Annotated in this window: 19 protein-coding genes; 14 read left to right on the top strand and 5 right to left on the bottom strand. The window is 64.1% G+C overall.

Annotation, left to right across the window (positions count from 1 at the left end; genetic code table 11):
- The first annotated feature begins 10 nt into the window (after window positions 1–10).
- On the top strand, window positions 11–643 hold the full coding sequence (locus KW845_RS16735) for an aspartate/glutamate racemase family protein (protein ID WP_218370469.1): 633 nt from the start codon (window positions 11–13) through the stop codon (window positions 641–643).
- 9 nt (window positions 644–652) lie between these two features.
- On the opposite strand, the gene KW845_RS16730 is transcribed toward KW845_RS16735, so the two are convergent.
- From KW845_RS16730 to KW845_RS16715, 4 genes are all read right to left on the bottom strand, one after another.
- Window positions 653–1,627, bottom strand: coding sequence for a tripartite tricarboxylate transporter substrate binding protein (locus tag KW845_RS16730; protein WP_218370468.1), 975 nt, complete (start codon window positions 1,625–1,627; stop codon window positions 653–655).
- A 21-nt stretch (window positions 1,628–1,648) separates the two neighbouring features.
- Window positions 1,649–2,527, bottom strand: coding sequence for an amidohydrolase family protein (locus KW845_RS16725; RefSeq protein ID WP_218370467.1), 879 nt, complete (start codon window positions 2,525–2,527; stop codon window positions 1,649–1,651).
- A gap of 6 nt (window positions 2,528–2,533) precedes the next feature.
- On the bottom strand, window positions 2,534–3,520 hold the full coding sequence (locus tag KW845_RS16720) for a tripartite tricarboxylate transporter substrate binding protein (protein WP_218370466.1): 987 nt from the start codon (window positions 3,518–3,520) through the stop codon (window positions 2,534–2,536).
- A gap of 243 nt (window positions 3,521–3,763) precedes the next feature.
- The gene (locus tag KW845_RS16715) at window positions 3,764–4,606 is read right to left on the bottom strand and encodes an IclR family transcriptional regulator (protein WP_218370465.1); all 843 of its coding nucleotides are present in this window, start codon (window positions 4,604–4,606) and stop codon (window positions 3,764–3,766) included.
- Window positions 4,607–4,818: 212 nt separating this feature from the next.
- Here KW845_RS16715 and KW845_RS16710 point away from each other — a divergent pair, with 212 nt between their 5' ends.
- From KW845_RS16710 to KW845_RS16655, 12 genes are all read left to right on the top strand, one after another.
- Window positions 4,819–5,658: an enoyl-CoA hydratase gene (locus KW845_RS16710; RefSeq protein ID WP_218370464.1), complete on the top strand. Its 840-nt coding sequence runs from the start codon at window positions 4,819–4,821 to the stop codon at window positions 5,656–5,658.
- A 26-nt stretch (window positions 5,659–5,684) separates the two neighbouring features.
- Window positions 5,685–6,584: an SDR family oxidoreductase gene (locus KW845_RS16705; protein WP_218370463.1), complete on the top strand. Its 900-nt coding sequence runs from the start codon at window positions 5,685–5,687 to the stop codon at window positions 6,582–6,584.
- A gap of 14 nt (window positions 6,585–6,598) precedes the next feature.
- Window positions 6,599–7,279, top strand: coding sequence for a 3-oxoacid CoA-transferase subunit A (locus tag KW845_RS16700; protein WP_218370462.1), 681 nt, complete (start codon window positions 6,599–6,601; stop codon window positions 7,277–7,279).
- Entirely contained in the window at window positions 7,263–7,946 is a 684-nt protein-coding gene (locus KW845_RS16695) for a 3-oxoacid CoA-transferase subunit B (protein ID WP_218370461.1), read from the top strand. Before KW845_RS16700 ends, KW845_RS16695 begins: the two co-directional genes overlap by 17 nt.
- Window position 7,947: 1 nt before the next feature.
- Window positions 7,948–8,913 (top strand): nitronate monooxygenase family protein, encoded by a 966-nt coding sequence (locus KW845_RS16690; RefSeq protein ID WP_218370460.1) that lies wholly within the window; start codon window positions 7,948–7,950, stop codon window positions 8,911–8,913.
- A gap of 56 nt (window positions 8,914–8,969) precedes the next feature.
- Complete coding sequence (locus KW845_RS16685; protein WP_218370459.1) at window positions 8,970–9,434, top strand: MaoC family dehydratase; 465 nt, start codon at window positions 8,970–8,972, stop codon at window positions 9,432–9,434.
- Window positions 9,434–9,832, top strand: a complete 399-nt coding sequence (locus KW845_RS16680; protein WP_218370458.1) for a Zn-ribbon domain-containing OB-fold protein — start codon at window positions 9,434–9,436, stop codon at window positions 9,830–9,832. Before KW845_RS16685 ends, KW845_RS16680 begins: the two co-directional genes overlap by 1 nt.
- Window positions 9,829–10,986 (top strand): thiolase, encoded by a 1,158-nt coding sequence (locus KW845_RS16675; RefSeq protein ID WP_218370457.1) that lies wholly within the window; start codon window positions 9,829–9,831, stop codon window positions 10,984–10,986. Before KW845_RS16680 ends, KW845_RS16675 begins: the two co-directional genes overlap by 4 nt.
- Before the next feature lie 68 nt (window positions 10,987–11,054).
- On the top strand, window positions 11,055–11,948 hold the full coding sequence (locus tag KW845_RS16670) for a LysR family transcriptional regulator (protein WP_218370456.1): 894 nt from the start codon (window positions 11,055–11,057) through the stop codon (window positions 11,946–11,948).
- A 175-nt stretch (window positions 11,949–12,123) separates the two neighbouring features.
- Window positions 12,124–12,642 (top strand): thiamine pyrophosphate-binding protein, encoded by a 519-nt coding sequence (locus KW845_RS16665; RefSeq protein WP_218370455.1) that lies wholly within the window; start codon window positions 12,124–12,126, stop codon window positions 12,640–12,642.
- Window positions 12,643–12,649: 7 nt separating this feature from the next.
- Complete coding sequence (locus KW845_RS16660) at window positions 12,650–13,249, top strand: thiamine pyrophosphate-dependent enzyme (RefSeq protein WP_218370454.1); 600 nt, start codon at window positions 12,650–12,652, stop codon at window positions 13,247–13,249.
- Window positions 13,250–13,272: 23 nt separating this feature from the next.
- The gene (locus KW845_RS16655; protein ID WP_255592707.1) at window positions 13,273–14,268 is read left to right on the top strand and encodes a tripartite tricarboxylate transporter substrate binding protein; all 996 of its coding nucleotides are present in this window, start codon (window positions 13,273–13,275) and stop codon (window positions 14,266–14,268) included.
- Between the two features lie 64 nt (window positions 14,269–14,332).
- Here the strand turns inward: KW845_RS16655 and KW845_RS16650 are convergent, their stop codons facing one another.
- Window positions 14,333–15,313: an NAD(P)-dependent oxidoreductase gene (locus KW845_RS16650; RefSeq protein WP_218370453.1), complete on the bottom strand. Its 981-nt coding sequence runs from the start codon at window positions 15,311–15,313 to the stop codon at window positions 14,333–14,335.
- A gap of 164 nt (window positions 15,314–15,477) precedes the next feature.
- Here KW845_RS16650 and KW845_RS16645 point away from each other — a divergent pair, with 164 nt between their 5' ends.
- Window positions 15,478–15,777, top strand: a complete 300-nt coding sequence (locus KW845_RS16645; RefSeq protein ID WP_218370452.1) for a LysR family transcriptional regulator — start codon at window positions 15,478–15,480, stop codon at window positions 15,775–15,777.
- Window positions 15,778–15,804: the final 27 nt, after the last annotated feature.

Here is a 15,804-nt window from a genome sequence, read left to right as displayed (position 1 = left end):
GAACCGTGTCATGGAAAATGACCTGCACGGGGCATTGCCCAAGACAAAGTTCACCGTCCATACCGACCGCATGTACTTGGTGGAGACGACGCGAGAGAAAGAGATCGAAATGATCGAGCGCTTCGCGCCGCAAGCCGCCGCGGATCTCGGAACGGCCCACCCCGACGTCCTGGTGTTCGGCTGCACCTCGGCGGGATCCTTGTTCGGTCTGGACTACGACGCGAAGATATGCCGCGAACTGGGCGCAAAGGCCGGCTGCGAAGGGATCGGGGTCATTTCCTCTGTGGCACGAGCGCTGCAGCGGCAGGGCGCGAAAAGGCTGGCCGTGCTCACGCCCTATAACGAAGACCTCACGGCGTCCGTGGCAAAGGCTGCCGGCGCGGGCCGCGAAGTCGTCTGCGCGTTCGGCATGGGAATCACCGACAACGCGGCATTGGCCGACCCGACGCCAGAAGACATCGTTTCGTTTGCCAGGCAGAAGCTGCAGGGCCACGACTTCGATGGCTTATTCGTCTCGTGCACGAACTTCCGTGCCCTCGAGGCGCGTGAGGCGCTTCAAGACGCGTTCAAGACCTCGGTCGTGACCAGCAACAGCGCCATCATCGATACGCTGCGAGAATACGGGTCGACGATGGCAGGCTAGACCAAGGCCTTATTGCATATGGTAGATCCCGGCTTGCTGCAGGACGCCCTGCCATTTGACGGTATTGGACTCGATGGTCGAGGCCATGTCCGCGGGTGTGCTGCCCAGCACCACATAGCCCAGCTGTTCGAGCTGTTCGCGGTGCGATTGCAGCGAGCCGGCCAGCGCCTTGTACAACTTCATCTGAACCTCTTCCGGTGTGCCGCCCGGCAGGGAAAATCCGTACCAGGTATCTGAGTCGTAGCCTGCCAAGCCGAGCTCGGCGAGGGTGGGCACATCGGGCAGCATCGGGCTGCGCGTGGGGCTGCCGATGGCAAGGATGCGTACCTTGCCTTGTTGCGCGGCTTCTTTGGCCGACGGTATTTGTCCGAACATCATCGACAGGTGTCCGCCCAGCAAATCGGTCATGGCCGGCGCGCCGCCCTTGTAGGGTATGTGCTTGAGTTCCACGTGGGCCAGCTGATTGAACAGTTCGCCGGCAATATGCTGCGACGTGCCGATGCCGGAAGAGCCGAAGGTCAGCGTGCCCGCCGGGTTGTCCTTGGCGAATTCGATAATGTCCTGCACGCTCTTGAATGGCGAGTCGCTACGCACGATCAATACCACCGGCGCCACTGCCGCAATAGTCAATGGCGTGAAGTCCTTCAGTGGCTGGTAGGCCAACTTCTTGTGAATCGACGGGTTGACGGACATGATCCCGTCCGTCGTCAGCATGAATGTGTAGCCGTCGGGTTGCTGCCGGCGCAAATAGTCGGCCGCAATAATGCCCCCGGCTCCTGGCCTGTTCTCTACGATGATGTTCTGGCCCAAGGTCTCGGAAACAGCCTGGCCCATCAGGCGCGCCAGCGTATCCGTGCTGGCCCCCGCCGAGAACGGCACCACCAGGGTGATCGGACGTTCAGGGTAGGCGGCCAGGGCGGTCGGCGGGTTCGCCATTTGCAGCGACAGTACGGCTGCGGCGCTCAATACCAGTGCTTTCAACATCTTCTTGTCTCCGTTGATTATTCAATCGCCGAACCCGTACAAGCGGGCCGGGTTGTCTACCAGGATGGCATCGCGCAGGGTCTTGTCCGGAACCCATTCATGCAATAGATTCAAAAGATCGCCGTCATTGGGGATCACACCGGGTTCGCGCACGTGCGGCCAGTCGCTGCCCCACACCAATTGATCGGCGGCGGCCGCCACCAGGGCTTGTGCGAAAGGGGTCACGCTGGGGTAGGGGGGCGCAGGGTCGCCCATCCGGTTGGCGCCCGACAGCTTGACCCAGCAGCGCCGCTGTTCAAGCAGGCCGAGCAATGCCCGGAAGCCCGGGTCCTGGATGCCCGCCGAGGTGGGCATGCGGCCCATGTGGTCAAAAACCACGGGCACGGGAAGCCTGGCCAGGAAAGGCAGCAATTCACACAGCCGCCGGGCGTCGACGATCAATTGAATATGCCAGCCCCAATCCGCAATGCGGCGCGCCACTTGCTCGATGCCGTCCAGATTGGTTTGCGTGCCGTAGATAAGATTGAAGCGCGCGCCGCGAAACCCGGCGGCGTGCATATCGGCAAGCGCCTGCGGCGCCACGTCGGGGCTGACCAGCGCAATGCCGCGCCAGGCGCCATTGGCGGCCGCCAGCGCATCGCGGGTTGCCGAGATGTCGGTTCCGTACGCCGCCGAATGGACGATGACAGCGCGTTGCAGCCCCAGCGCCTGCAGCATGCCGCGATACTCGTCGATGCCGGCGCGCGGCGGATCGAAGGTGCGCAAGGGATCCAGCCGATAGCGGTCGGGGGGGCCAAATACGTGGGCATGCGTATCGCATGCACCGGCGGGGACCTCGAAACCCAGCTTCGCGTAAACGGATTGCGGTTCTTGCGTAGGTATCAGTGGTTCAGCGTTCATGGACGATCACTCGATCGAGAGGTTCAACTTCCGGATCAGGTCGCCAAAGCGCTTGATCTCGGACTGATAGAAGGCCTTCAGCTGTTCCTGTGTGCGGTAGGTGCCCTCGGCCGATTGGGCGTCCAGGCTCTTCTGCACTTCCGGGTTCGCCAGGGCAGCCTTGTTCGCCGCGTTCAGTTGCTCGACCACGGCTTCGGGCGTGCCGGCCGGAGCGAACAGGGCATACCACTGCGAAAATTCCAGCCCGGGAAAGCCGGCTTCGGCCATGGTGGGCACGTCCGGCAGCGCACGCGATCGGTTCGGATGGGCCACGGCCAGGATCTTGATCCTGCCCGACGATTGCTGGGCGGTGGCCGAAGCCGTGCCCACGAAAGCCAGGTCGACCTGGCCGCCCATGGCGTCGGTTACCGCGGGGCTGTCGCCCTTGTACGGGACATGGACCATATCCAGGCCGGTGGCGGCCTTGAACGCCTCGCCGGTCAGGTGGCCGGTGCCGCCCACGCCGCTGCTGCCGAACGACAGCCGGTGTTTCTTGCCGTACTGCAGCAGTTCTTCAACGTTGTCGATGCCCAGGCCGGCATTGACCACCATCACGATCGGCACCGAAGCCACCATGGCCACCGGCGTGAAATCTTTGCTGGCATCGTAGGGCTGCTTCTTGTACAGCGTCGGGTTGGTGCCGTGCGTGGCGCTGTTGCCCATCAGCAAGGTATAGCCGTCCGGCTTGGCCTTGGCCACCGAGGCGGCGCCTATCATGCCGTTGGCGCCGCTCTTGTTGTCGACCACGATATTGGCCTTCATTTCCTCGCCCATATAGCGGGCCATGAGGCGCGTCAGGAAATCATTGGCGCCACCGGCGGCGTAGGGTGAAACGAACTGGACCGGGCGGTCGGCGGGGTACTCGGCCATGGCCGGCAGGGCAAGGCCCGCGGCCATCAGGGCCGCTGCGATACGGCGAACGAGTCGGGTTCCAAAGGGGGCAAGTTTCAGCATGGGCGTGTCTCCTCAAACAGTGTGGACATCGTTGGATTTTTTTCGCCGGGCGGTCGTCCGGTTCAGGCTGTCCGCAGTCTAAGCGCGCCCATCGGCGTCCCGATCAGCTCGTCCGCGCCCCGCGCAGATACGAGTCCACGTTATGGAATTCTTGGAAATGGCGGTTTTTCCGCGCAGAGGTATGCGTCAAGTCCGCGGTGATGCGGTCCGCATCGTGGACGCCATGCGTTTGCCGCAGGCGTATCAGACCAGCGCCAAGCTGGGCATGGCGTAGGGCACGCGGTCTCGATCGACGTAGTTGCGCAGGTCGGCCTCGATTGCCATCACCGCGTCGCTCAGGCAGCGCACTACCATTTCAAGGCGGTCCTGGCCCAGGCGCGACGCCAGCGTCGAAACACTGACGCCGGCCGCGGGCGTGCCGTCCGGCGACCGGATCACCATGCCCACGGAATGCACCGGCGGTTCATCCATCACTTTGTTGGTGGCATAACCGCGGCGACGCGTGCTCTCGATGCTGGCACGCAGCGCGGCCTCGGTGAAACGGGGGTTCTTGCGACGGGTGCGTTCGACATTGATGCGGCAGATGCGGTCGATTTCCTCGTCGGGCAGCGCGCTCATCAGGGCCAGGCCGCTGGCGCCGACGTTCAGCGGACGGTGCCGGCCCACGTCATGCACGAACATCTTGATCGGGAAAGAGCCGTCGGCTCGTCCCACGCAGATCCCGTCGAAACCCGAACGCACGGTCAGGAACACCGTGTCGCCGGTGTGTTCCGCGACCGCGTCCAGATAAGGCAGGCAAATATCGCGCATTGCGACTTTGGGTGCGGCGGCAAGCCCCAGCTCGTAAGTCAGGCTGCCCAGGTAATAGCGCTTGGTGACGGAATCCTGGCGGATCAGTTTCTCGGCGACCATGCCCTGCAACAGCCGGTGGACCGTGGGGCGTTCCAGTCCGGTGCGGCGATACAACTCGACCAGGCGGCTGCCGGCACGGTTGTTGACGGCAATGATGCGCAGCAGCGCGACGGCGCGCTGCAGGGATTGCGTGCCGGGGGCCGTCTTGGCATTCGTGGGGCGGGCGTCGGTCATGAAGTCTCCTTGCCGGTGGGCCGGCTTCTTGCGCGTATCCGTAGTCTGCATAGTGGACTCGTTTGCCGGTGAATTGTGCCCCTATCTTATGGGCGATCAAATCAAGAGGTCATAATATGGACTTGTTTTCGTGCCTTGTGGGCCGGCCGGGGCCCGTCGGGCGGCCAAAAGCCTGCAACATACAAGCCCTCGCAACTCGCACTTGGAAGGCCATGGCGCACGAACAGGAACTGATCACCCAGGCGCAGGCCGGTGTGCTGTGGCTGACGCTCAATCGCCCCGACCGCCGCAACGCACTCAGCCCCGCTTTGTATGAAGCCCTGTTCGAGGCCCTGGTCTTGGCCGAAAGCGACGACACCATCGGCGCGGTCGTACTGACGGGCGCCGGCTCCAGTTTTTGCGCCGGTGGCGACGTGGCACGCATGAACCGGCAATCCGAAGCCCATGCGGCCCCGCCGGCTACGCCGGCCGAACGGACCGCTGCCCTGCGTCGTCGTACCCGTATCGTCGAATGCCTGCACGGCATGCCCAAGCCCACCATCGCGATGATCCGCGGCGCGGCGGTGGGGGCAGGCCTGTCACTGGCGCTGGCGTGCGACCTGCGCTACGGCGACTCTTCCGCGAAATTGCGCACCGGCTTTGCCAATGTGGGCCTGCCGGGCGACTTCGGCGGCCATTACTTCCTGCCGCGCATCGTCGGTCCGGCCAAGGCGCGCGAGCTGTACCTGCGCTCGCCGATGCTGTCGGCGGCCCAGGCGGCCGGGCTGGGCCTGCTGAATGAGGTGTTCAGCCCCGAGCAGCTGGAATCCGAAGTCGCCGGCATCGCCCGTGCGCTGGCTTGCGGCCCGCAACCGGCCATCGGCCATACCAAGGCCAACCTGAACGACGGCCTGGCGCTGGGCCTGGCCGACTTGCTCGACCGCGAATGCGCGCGCCACGTCCAGTGCGTCGACAGCCCCGACCACAAGGAAGCCGTGCGCGCTTTCGTGGAAAAGCGTCCTCCTGTATTCCAACGTTCGCTCGCAGCCGCTGCCGGCCGGGATGCGGACTGATGCCAATGCATATCTGAAGGAGTCTCATGTCCAAACTATGTGAAGGCCGTGTCGTCATCGTGACCGGCGCCGGCCGCGGCATCGGCCGCGAATACGCGTTGCAGCTGGCGCGCCAGGGCGCCCGCGTCGTCGTCAACGACCTGAGCGTGTCGCGCTCGGGTGAAGACACCAATGAAAGCACCGCCGAAGCGGTGGCGCGCGAGATCACCGCCGAAGGCGGCCAGGCCATCGCCAACCATGAAAATGTGGCCGATTTCACGGGCGCCAGGCGCATGGTCGATGCGGCGCTCGGGCACTTCGGGGCCCTGCATGGCCTGATCAACAACGCTGGCATCCTGCGCGACCGCACCCTGTGCAACATGACCGAGCAGGAATGGGACGCGGTCATCAACGTGCACCTGAAAGGCGCGTTCGCGCCCAGCCATCACGCGGCCGCCTACTGGCGCGACCAGTACAAGCTGACCGGCGAGCCGGTCAACGCCCGCATCATCAACACGTCTTCGTCGTCGGGCCTGTACGGCAATATCGGCCAGATCAACTATGGCGCGGCCAAGGCCGGCATCGCTGCCATGACCATCATTGCGGCCCGCGAACTCAAGCGCTACGGTGTCACGGTCAATGCGATCAACCCGCATGCCCAGACCCGCATGACTGAAGGTATACGCGAGCGTTCCGCCGAGGAAATCGCCTCGCGCCATCCGCGCTGGATCGCCCCGGCCGTCATATGGCTGGCCAGCGCCGACAGCCAGGACGTTACCGGCCGCCTTTTCGAGCTGGGCGGCGGCCACTTGGCAGCGATGGAGGGGTGGCGCCGTGGCCCGGCCGCCGATCCGATCGACGATGTCACGCAAATCGGGCCCGTGATGCGCGACCTGGCCCGGCGGGCCAGGCGCAATGTCGACATGAAAGGCCATGACCTTGACTGACCCGGGAGCAGGCCGTGATTGACAAGCGTGTAAGTTCATTGGCCGAGGCGGTGGCCGGCATCAAGGATGACGCGGTCATCCTGGTCGGCGGCTTCGGTTCTTCGGGCCGTCCGGCGGACCTGATGGAGGCGCTGCTGGACCTGGGCGCCAGGGGGCTGACCATCGTCGCCAACAACGCCACCGTGGGCGACGATATCGTCAGCGAGCTGATGAGCGCCGGCCGCATCCGCAAAGTGATGTGTTCGTTTCCGCGCGGCCTGAAGGGCCGCACGATCTTCGACGAACTGTATGCCGCGGGCAAGATCGAGCTCGAGCTGGTGCCGCAGGGCACGCTGGCCGAGCGCATCCGCGCCGGCGCGGCGGGCATTGGCGGTTTTTTCACCCGCACCGCTGCCGGCACGCGCCTGGCCGAGGGCAAGGAAACCCGCGTCATCGACGGCCAGACTTATGTCCTGGAGGCTCCCATCAAGGGCGACGTGGCATTGCTCAAGGGCCTGCGCGGCGACCGGTGGGGAAACCTGGTCTATCACCGCGGTGCGCGCATCAACAACCCGGTGATGGCCGGCGCGGCCAGGTTGGTCGTCGCGCAGGTGCGCGAAATCGTGCCACTGGGATCGCTGGACCCGGAACACATCGTCACCCCGGGCGTTTTTGTGGATCGTCTAGTGGAGGTGCGCAATGAGCGCAAAGCTTAGTCGCCAGGACATCGCACGCGTCGCCGCCCACGACATTCCGGACGGTGCATGCGTGAACCTCGGCATCGGCCTGCCTACCCTGATCGCCGATTACGTGCCGGCCGGCCGCGAGCTCATGCTGCACAGCGAGCAGGGCCTGCTGGGCCTGGGGCCGGCCCCGGCGCCGGGCGAAGAGGACTACGACGTCATCAATGCCGGCAAATTCCCGGTGACGCTGCTGCCGGGCGCGTCGGTGTTCAGCCACAGCGAATCGTTCCTGATGATCCGCGGCGGCCACATCCAGATCGCCTGCCTGGGCGCTTTCCAGGTGGCGGCCAACGGCGACCTGGCCAACTGGACCGTGGACGCACCGAACCAGATTCCCGGCGTGGGCGGCGCCATGGACCTGGCTGCCGGCGCCGAAAAAGTATGGGTGCTGATGGAGCACTGCACCAAGGAAGGCCAGCCGCGCATCCTGGAGCAGTGCACCTACCCATTGACCGCGCCGGGCTGTGTCGACCGCATTTATACCGACCTGGCCGTGATCGACGTGACCGAGACGGTGCTGGTCGTCAGGCGCCTGGCCGAGGGCTGGACGCTGCAGGCCCTGCAGGCGGTGACCGGTGCCCCGCTGACGCTGGCGGCGGACTGCTCGGTGTACCGCCAACCCGCAACGCAAGGAGAATAAGTTGCAAACCGCAGTTACCCGCATGCTCGGCATCGAGCACCCCATCGTGCAAGGGGGCATGCAGTGGGTCGCCCGCGCCGAACTGGTCGCGGCTGTCTCGAACGCAGGAGCCCTGGGCATCCTGACGGCGCTGACCCAGCCCAGCCCGGAAGACCTGCGGCGCGAAATCGTCCGGGTGCAGGACATGACAGACCGGCCTTTCGGCGTGAACCTGACTTTCCTGCCCACGCTCAAGCCCGTGCCTTACAACGAGTACCGCGACGCCATCATCGAGTCGGGCGTCAAGATCGTGGAGACGGCCGGCAACAACCCGCACGAGCACATGCCGGCCCTGAAAGCGGCCGGCGTGCGGGTGATACATAAATGCACCACGCCGCGCCATGCTCGCAAGGCGCAGGATATCGGCGTGGATATCGTGTCCATCGATGGCTTCGAGTGCGCCGGCCACGTGGGCGAGAACGACATTCCCGGCCTGATCCTGATCCCGGCCACCGTCGCGCAAGTGACGATCCCCGTGATCGCCTCCGGCGGGTTCGGCGACGCCCGCGGCCTGGTGGCCGCGCTGGCCCTGGGCGCCGACGGCATCAACATGGGTACGCGCTTCATGTGCACGCAGGAATCGCCGGTGCACACGGCCATCAAAGAGGCCATCACGCGTTCCAGTGAAACCGACACGCGCCTGATCCTGCGCAGCCTGCGCAACACCAGCCGCGTCTGGCGCAACGACTTGTCGGGGCAGGTCGTCAGCCTGGAAAAAGCGGGCGCGGGCATCGATCAGATCGGCCCGCTGGTGGCCGGCGCCAAAGGCCGCGGCGTTTATGAAAGCGGCGATGTCGAGGGCGGTATCTGGACCGTGGGCATGATCCAGGGCCTGATCGACGATATTCCCACTTGTGGCGATCTGGTGCGCCGTATCGTCGACCAGGCGCATGCGCTGGTCTCCGGGCGCCTGGCGTCCCTTATTTGAAACCGAGCCGGCATGTCCTTCCCGCGGGGCACGCTCTTCTCTTCCAAGGCAAGCCTATGCTGATCCTCGATACCCCCTACGATCTGGAAGCCCATGTGGGCGAAGTCCTGGGCCAGACCGACTGGATAGAAATCACCCAGCAAATGATCGATGACTTCGCCCGTGTCTCGGGCGACCGGAACTGGATCCACATCGATGTCGAGCGCGCCCGGCGCGAACTTCCCGACGGCAAGACCATCGCCCACGGGATGCTGACATTCTCGCTGATGTCCGGCATGGGCGGCGAGGTCGTGCAGGTACGCGAACGTGGCCGCGGCATCAATTACGGTTCGAACAAGGTCCGCTTCACCTCGCCGGTGCAAGTGGGCTCGCGCATCCGCCTGGAGCGCAGCCTGGTGGCGTTCGAGCGCATGGATGGCGGCGTGCGCCTGACCTACGGCAACATCATGTACCGCGAGGGCCAGGAACGCCCGGTCATGATCGCCGAGACCCTCAACCTGATGTACGAAAGGGGCCAGTGATGCAGACGGATGCACAACCCGGCAATGGCGCGCCCTACGCGCGCTATGTACAGCATCTCAGGGCCGGGGAACTGGCCTATCAGTTCAGCCCGGCGGCCGGGCGCGCGGTGTTCTTCCCGCGCGTGCGCTGCCCGTACTCGGGCCAGGACTGCCTGGAATGGCGCATCAGCGCCGGCCTGGGTACCGTGTACAGCACGTCCGTGGTCTACCCGCGCAAGGGCGATCCTTATAACGTGGCCCTGATCGATCTGGACGAGGGCTTCCGCCTGATGAGCCGCGTCGTCATCGACGATCCGATGCAGGTGGCCATCGGCCAGCGGGTCCGGTTCCAGGCGGCTTCCGAAGAAGGCCTGGACGATCCGATTCCTGTTTTCGCACCTTTGGAGCCCGCACAATGACCACCGATTTCCGACCCGGCCGGGCCGTGCTGGTGGGCGCTGCCGAATCCGACCTGGGCGCTGTGGGCGAGGCATACTCGGCCATGGACCTGATGGCGCAGGGTGTCTACCGCGCGCTGGATGATTGCGGGCTGTCCATCGGCGATGTGGACGGCCTGTTCTGCGCTACGTCCCAGAACCGCCTGGCCGGCCTGGCGCTCGCCGAATACCTGAACCTGCCCGAGGCCCACATCGATTCGACCTCGACCGGCGGCTCGTCGTTCATGGGGCACCTGGTGCGCGCCGAGGCCGCGATCGCGGCCGGCGTGTGCGAAGTCGCCGTCGTGGCCTATGGCAGCACGCAACGTTCGCTGGGCCGCAAGAACACCAGCCGCGCGGAATGGAACCCGTACGAATCGCCATTCAAGCCGTTCTTGCCGCCAACCGCCTACGCCCTGGCGGCCGCGCGCCACATGCACGAGTTCGGCACGACCCGCGAACAACTGGCCGAAGTGGCCGTGGCGGCCCGCCAATGGGCGCTGATGAACCCCGCAGCCTGGGAAAAGAACCCGCTCACGGTCGAGGAAGTGCTGTCCGCGCGCATGGTCAGCTACCCGCTGACGATCCGCGATTGCTGCCTGGTGTCCGACGGCGGCGGCGCGGTCGTCCTGGCCTCGCCGGCCCGTGCCCGGGGGCTGCAGAAGCCGCCGGTCTACCTGCTGGGCGCGGGCCACTGCACCACGCACCAGACCATCTCAAACATGCCCGACCTGGTCAATACCGGCGCACGGGTCTCGGGCTCGCTGGCGTACGCCCAGGCCGGCCTGACTTCGTCCGACATCGATGTGGTGGGCTTGTACGACGCGTTCACTATCAACACGATCCTGTTCCTGGAAGACCTGGGCTTTTGCACCAAGGGCGAGGGCGGCGCCTTCGTCGGCAATGGCCGCATCGCGCCGGGCGGGCCCCTGCCGGTCAATACCAACGGCGGCGGCCTGTCGTACTGCCACCCCGGCATGTACGGAATCTTCCTGTTGATCGAGTCGATCCGGCAATTGCGCGGCCAATGCGGCCGGCGCCAGGTCGAGGGCGCCGAGGTCGCGCTGGCGCATGGCAACGGCGGGGTGTTGTCCTCGCAGTACACGGTGATTCTGGGAGGGGCGACCACGATCTAGGGCGGGCCGGGGAAACTGGCATATATTCGTATGGCTTATTCCTTGGCAGAACTACGCACGGAGCCGCGGTGATCACCATCAAGCAGGTAGAGGCCTTCTACTGGAGCGTGAAACTCGGCACGTTCACCGCCGCTGCCGCCAGGCTTCATACGACACAGTCGGCAATCACCAAGCGGATCCACGAGCTGGAAACCGCTTTCGGGGTTGCCCTGTTCGACCGGTCTGGCCACCGCCTGGTGCTGACCGACCGGGCGCAGGGCATCCATGACTTTGCCCGCGGCATGCTGCAGCAACGCGATTCCATGCTGTTGCACCTGAAAGGCAATCCCACCATGACCGGGTTGCTGAAAATCGGAATTACCGAAATGACGGCGATGACCTGGCTGTCATCGCTCATTCGCAAGACCCGGGCCCGTTATCCGTCCCTGGGGCTGCATCCTCGCCTGGATTTGAGCGGCAAACTCCAGCGGCAATTATTGGCCGGCGAGATCGACCTGGCATTCCTGCCCGAGATGTATCTGCACCCCGATCTCCAGGCCTTGCCTTTGGCCCGGGTCGAATTCGCCTGGATGGGCAGTCCCAGCCTGTTCGATGAGAGCAAGTGCTTCAGCGTCGAAGAGATCGGCGAGATGGCCATCCTGGGCCAATCCAGCGATTCGGTGATCAGCGCCTTGTGCGACCGCTGGCTGCAGGTGGATTCGTCCCAGTCGGACATTCTTGCCATCGATAACCTGATTGCGATCGCAGGCCTGGCCGTGGCGGGCCTGGGGGTGGTGTGTCTTCCCAAAGGCTATTTTTCGCCTTATCTGCACGACGGCAGGCTGGTGCTGCTGCGCACCGAGCAGCCTGCGCCCAGTGCGCAGTACTACGCTTTGTTCCGCAATGAGTTGGGCTCGGTGCTTGCCCGCACGATGGCCGAGCTGGCCCAGGAATGCGTCGACTTCGATACCGAGGCGCACTGACCTGCGGCGCCGCGTCAGCGGCGCTTTCCCCCAGCCGGGATGGATTCCGGGATATTCCTTCGTGGAATCGTCGGCAGGAATTTAATTCCCTTTATTCAGGCCGTTTTTCCTCTCATCATCGGAAGATTGTTGCCGTGCCAGCCGCGCCAGCCCATTTCCATGTAGTGAGAGCAATATGCCGAATCCAGATTGGCCTCGAGAGATATACGACGCATTCAAGGCACTGAACGTGCGCCAGGTTTCATACGTGCCGGATGCGGGCCACAGTGCCTTGATCCGCATGTGCGACCAGGATCCCGGGATCCAGTCGGTGTCGCTTACCACCGAAGAAGAAGGGGTGGCCATGGCCGGCGGCGCCTGGCTGGGCGGAGAGCGGGCGGTGCTGTTGCTGCAGTCCAGCGGCGTGGGCAACTGCATCAATATGCTTTCCCTGCAGCACGAGGCCCGCATGCCGCTCTTCATGATAGTGACCATGCGCGGCGAATGGGGCGAGTTCAATCCGTGGCAGGTCGCCATGGGCAAATCGACACAGCGCGTGCTCGAGGATTCGGGGGTGTATGTGTACCGGGCGGACGCGCCGGACGAGGTGGCGGTCAATGTCTCGGCGGGCGCGCGGTTCGCCTACCAGACCGGGCGCAGCGTCGCGGTCTTGATAGGCCAGCGCGTGATCGGCACCAAGAACTTCGATAAGTGAGCAGACCATGACTACGCAGAATCCATCGACGCTGGATCGTCGCCTGGCGGTTGCCCGCATACTGCGCGACCGCGGTGATGCACTGGCCATTTCCAGCCTGGGCAATCCCACTTTCGACCTGGCGGCGGCCGGCGACTGTGCCCAGAACTTCTACCTGTGGGGCGCCATGGGCGGCGCGGTGATGATAGGCCTGGGCCTGGCCCAGGCGCAGCCCGGCAAGCGCGTCATCGTCTTCGTCGGCGACGGAGAAATGATGATGGGGCTGGGCTCGCTGGCGACTGTCGCGGTGCATGGGGCTGCCAACCTGAGCATCGTGGTGATCGACAACGAACATTATGCCGAGACGGGGATGCAGCCCGCCCATGCCGGACGCGGCGTAGACATTGCCGCGGTGGCTACGGCCTGCGGCTTTGGCACGGCCATTGTCGCGCGCACCGAATCCGAGCTCGACCAGGCGGTAGACACGATTCTGCACGGTGCTGGCCCCGTGCTGGCCACCGTGAAGGTGGCGACCGGCCCCCAGCCGACGTCGCTGCCGCCGCGCGACGGGCCGTATCTGCGCAGCCGTTTCCGCGAGGCGCTGCTGGGCGCGGATGCGCATCAGTAGGCAGCAATAACAAAGAGGAGACCATGATGATCGTCACCCGGAATCGTCGCGCAGTGGTGAGCGCAATCGTGTTGGCCGTGGCCGCTTGCGGGCTTGGCATCCAGCCATCTGCCGCGCATGCGGAAGCGGCCTATCCAAGCAAGCCCATCAGGCTGGTGGTGCCGTTCCCGCCGGGGGGCGGCGGCGATCGCCTGGGGCGATTATTGGCCGACCCCCTGGCCAAGGCGCTGCACACCGATGTGGTGGTAGAGAACCAGGGCGGCGCCAACGGCAATATCGCGCTGCAGACGGTTGCGCGCGCCGATCCGGATGGATATGTGCTGGGACTGACGCTCATCGACCATATCGCGGTCAACCCTTTCATCCACAAGAACCTGTCCTATGATCCGTTGAAGGATTTCAAGGCGGTGGGCATGGTGCTGTCCACGCCTTATGTCATTGCCGTGGGGCAAGACGGCCCGGCCACGCTGGCAGACCTGGTCGCCAGGGCGAAGGCCAGGCCTGGCGAGGTAAGCATCGGCTATCCGACGATCAATATCCAGATGGCCATGCTTGAGTTCGGGCGCCGCACGGACACCGAGTTGAACTTGATTCCCTACCGCGGTATTGCGCAGGGCATGCCTGACATGCTGGGTGGCCGGTTGACTGCCTGGGTGGGCACCAGCGTGACCATGCGCGGGTTCATCGAAGGCGGGAAGGTTCGGGGCCTGGGGGTTACGTCGGCCGAGCGTTCGCCGGCCTTGCCCGACGTGCCCACGGTGGCGGAAAGCGGTTACCCGGGCTATGAGCAGGTCACCTGGTACGGCATTGTCGCGCCCGCCAGGACGCCGGACGAGACGATAGGAAAAATCAACCGCGCCTTGAACGAAGTGCTGCATTCGCCCGCGGTGAAAGCTGAGATCGAGCGGGACGGCGCGCGCGTGATCGGCGGGCCTCCCGAGCCGTTCATGAAGGCGCTTGAAGCCGATATGCGCCGCCTGGGGCCGATGATCAAGGCCGCGGGGGTGAAGACGCAGTAACCGGCCGGCGCGGGGCCTGCTGGCGGCAACAGGCCCCGCGACCGCCAAGCGGCTCGCCGCGCCGTCACTGGCTTTCCATCCACACGCGCAAGCCGTGTATGCCCGCGGCCAGGCTTACGCGCGGTTCCCATGCCAGTTGCGTTCGCGCGCGCTCGATCGAGATGTCGAGCTTGCTGTGAGAGGGCGCCTTGGCATCGCGAGTGTCTTCTTTATATGCTGGCTTCAGCGTGCTGTTGTATTCGTCCAGCACCATTCCGACCAGCTTGTTCACACTGGTGGAAACACCCGACGCGATATTGAAGGTGGCCCCCGGCCCGCCCCGGGCCATCATCGCGATGCATCCACGCGCCACATCGCTTGCGTGGATGAAGTCGTGCGACTCTTCGCCCGTGCCGGCAATTACGGGTGGCTGGCCGCGGGCCACAGCCTGCAGCGCTTCCAGAATATATAAGGCATTGACGCCTCTGCCGTGCTGGTTTTCGCCGTAGACCGTAGAGAACCGGGCATTGCATGCGGCAACGCCGTACTTCTGCGCATATAGCCGGCCCAGGTGTTCTCCTACGAGCTTTGTGGAGGCGTAAGTCGAAATTGCCGCATTGACGCCGTATGAGCCAAATGGCGTCTCTTCCGTAATGGTTTCGCTGCGGCGGTCGCCATAAACGGAAATGGAAGAAGCGAATACGATTTTCTTGCCGGCCAGCAGGCGCGCCGCCTCTAGCGTATTAAGCATACCCATTACGTTGACTTCCACGCCGAGGGGCGGGTTGGCGTTCATGGGCAAGGTCAGGTAGCCGGCCAATGCGAAAACACCGTCGACATCCTTCATTGCATGAAGCAGGTCTGGAAGCCGTGTGATGTCTCCCCGGATGACCTTGACGCCAGGCTTGGCTTCCATCACCTGTGCCAGTTCTGATGAACCGAGACTGAAATTATCCAGGAGCCGGATTTCTTTTGCCCCTTTCTCCTGCAATGCATCAACCAGGTGCGAGCCTATCAGGCTTAATCCGCCTGTAATCAGAAACGAACCATTTTCAATCTCGAGCATGTTTGTCTTTCCAGCGTTGTTGAATGAAATTCTGAATCAACAGAAAGGGCAGCCCATAGTACAAGTCAGTACCGCGCGTGACGGGTTTTCAGTGATCTGTTATACGCAATAGTGTGATGCCAAAATGTATGATTCGGCTTTGCACACGCTACGCGGAAAGCCCGGTGAAAAAACGCCTGTTTGACACTCGAACGCTGATCTACTTCTACCTTGTTGCCACCCGGGGTTCGTATCGCCTTGCCGCCCGGGATCTGGCAATCAGCCTGTCTGCTCTGTCTCGGCCGATCCAGCAACTTGAACGGGACCTTGGCGTGCTGCTGCTGGTACGTGGCGGCCGTCACGAAACTCAACTGACGCCTGCGGGGCAGAGTTTTCTTGGTGATGTCGGCCGGATCCTGGGCGAATTACAGGAAATAAGGCTCTGGTCCTGTGAGATCAGTAAATCGCATCGATCTATTGATTAATTAGCATCATCAAGCCCTGGCTTACAC

Origin of the sequence: Bordetella sp. BOR01 (assembly GCF_019218885.1) — a bacterium.
Classification (GTDB): domain Bacteria; phylum Pseudomonadota; class Gammaproteobacteria; order Burkholderiales; family Burkholderiaceae_B; genus Bordetella_A.
The sequence above is the reverse complement of the archived record's forward strand: the minus strand, read 5'-3'. Positions and strand labels throughout refer to the sequence as shown.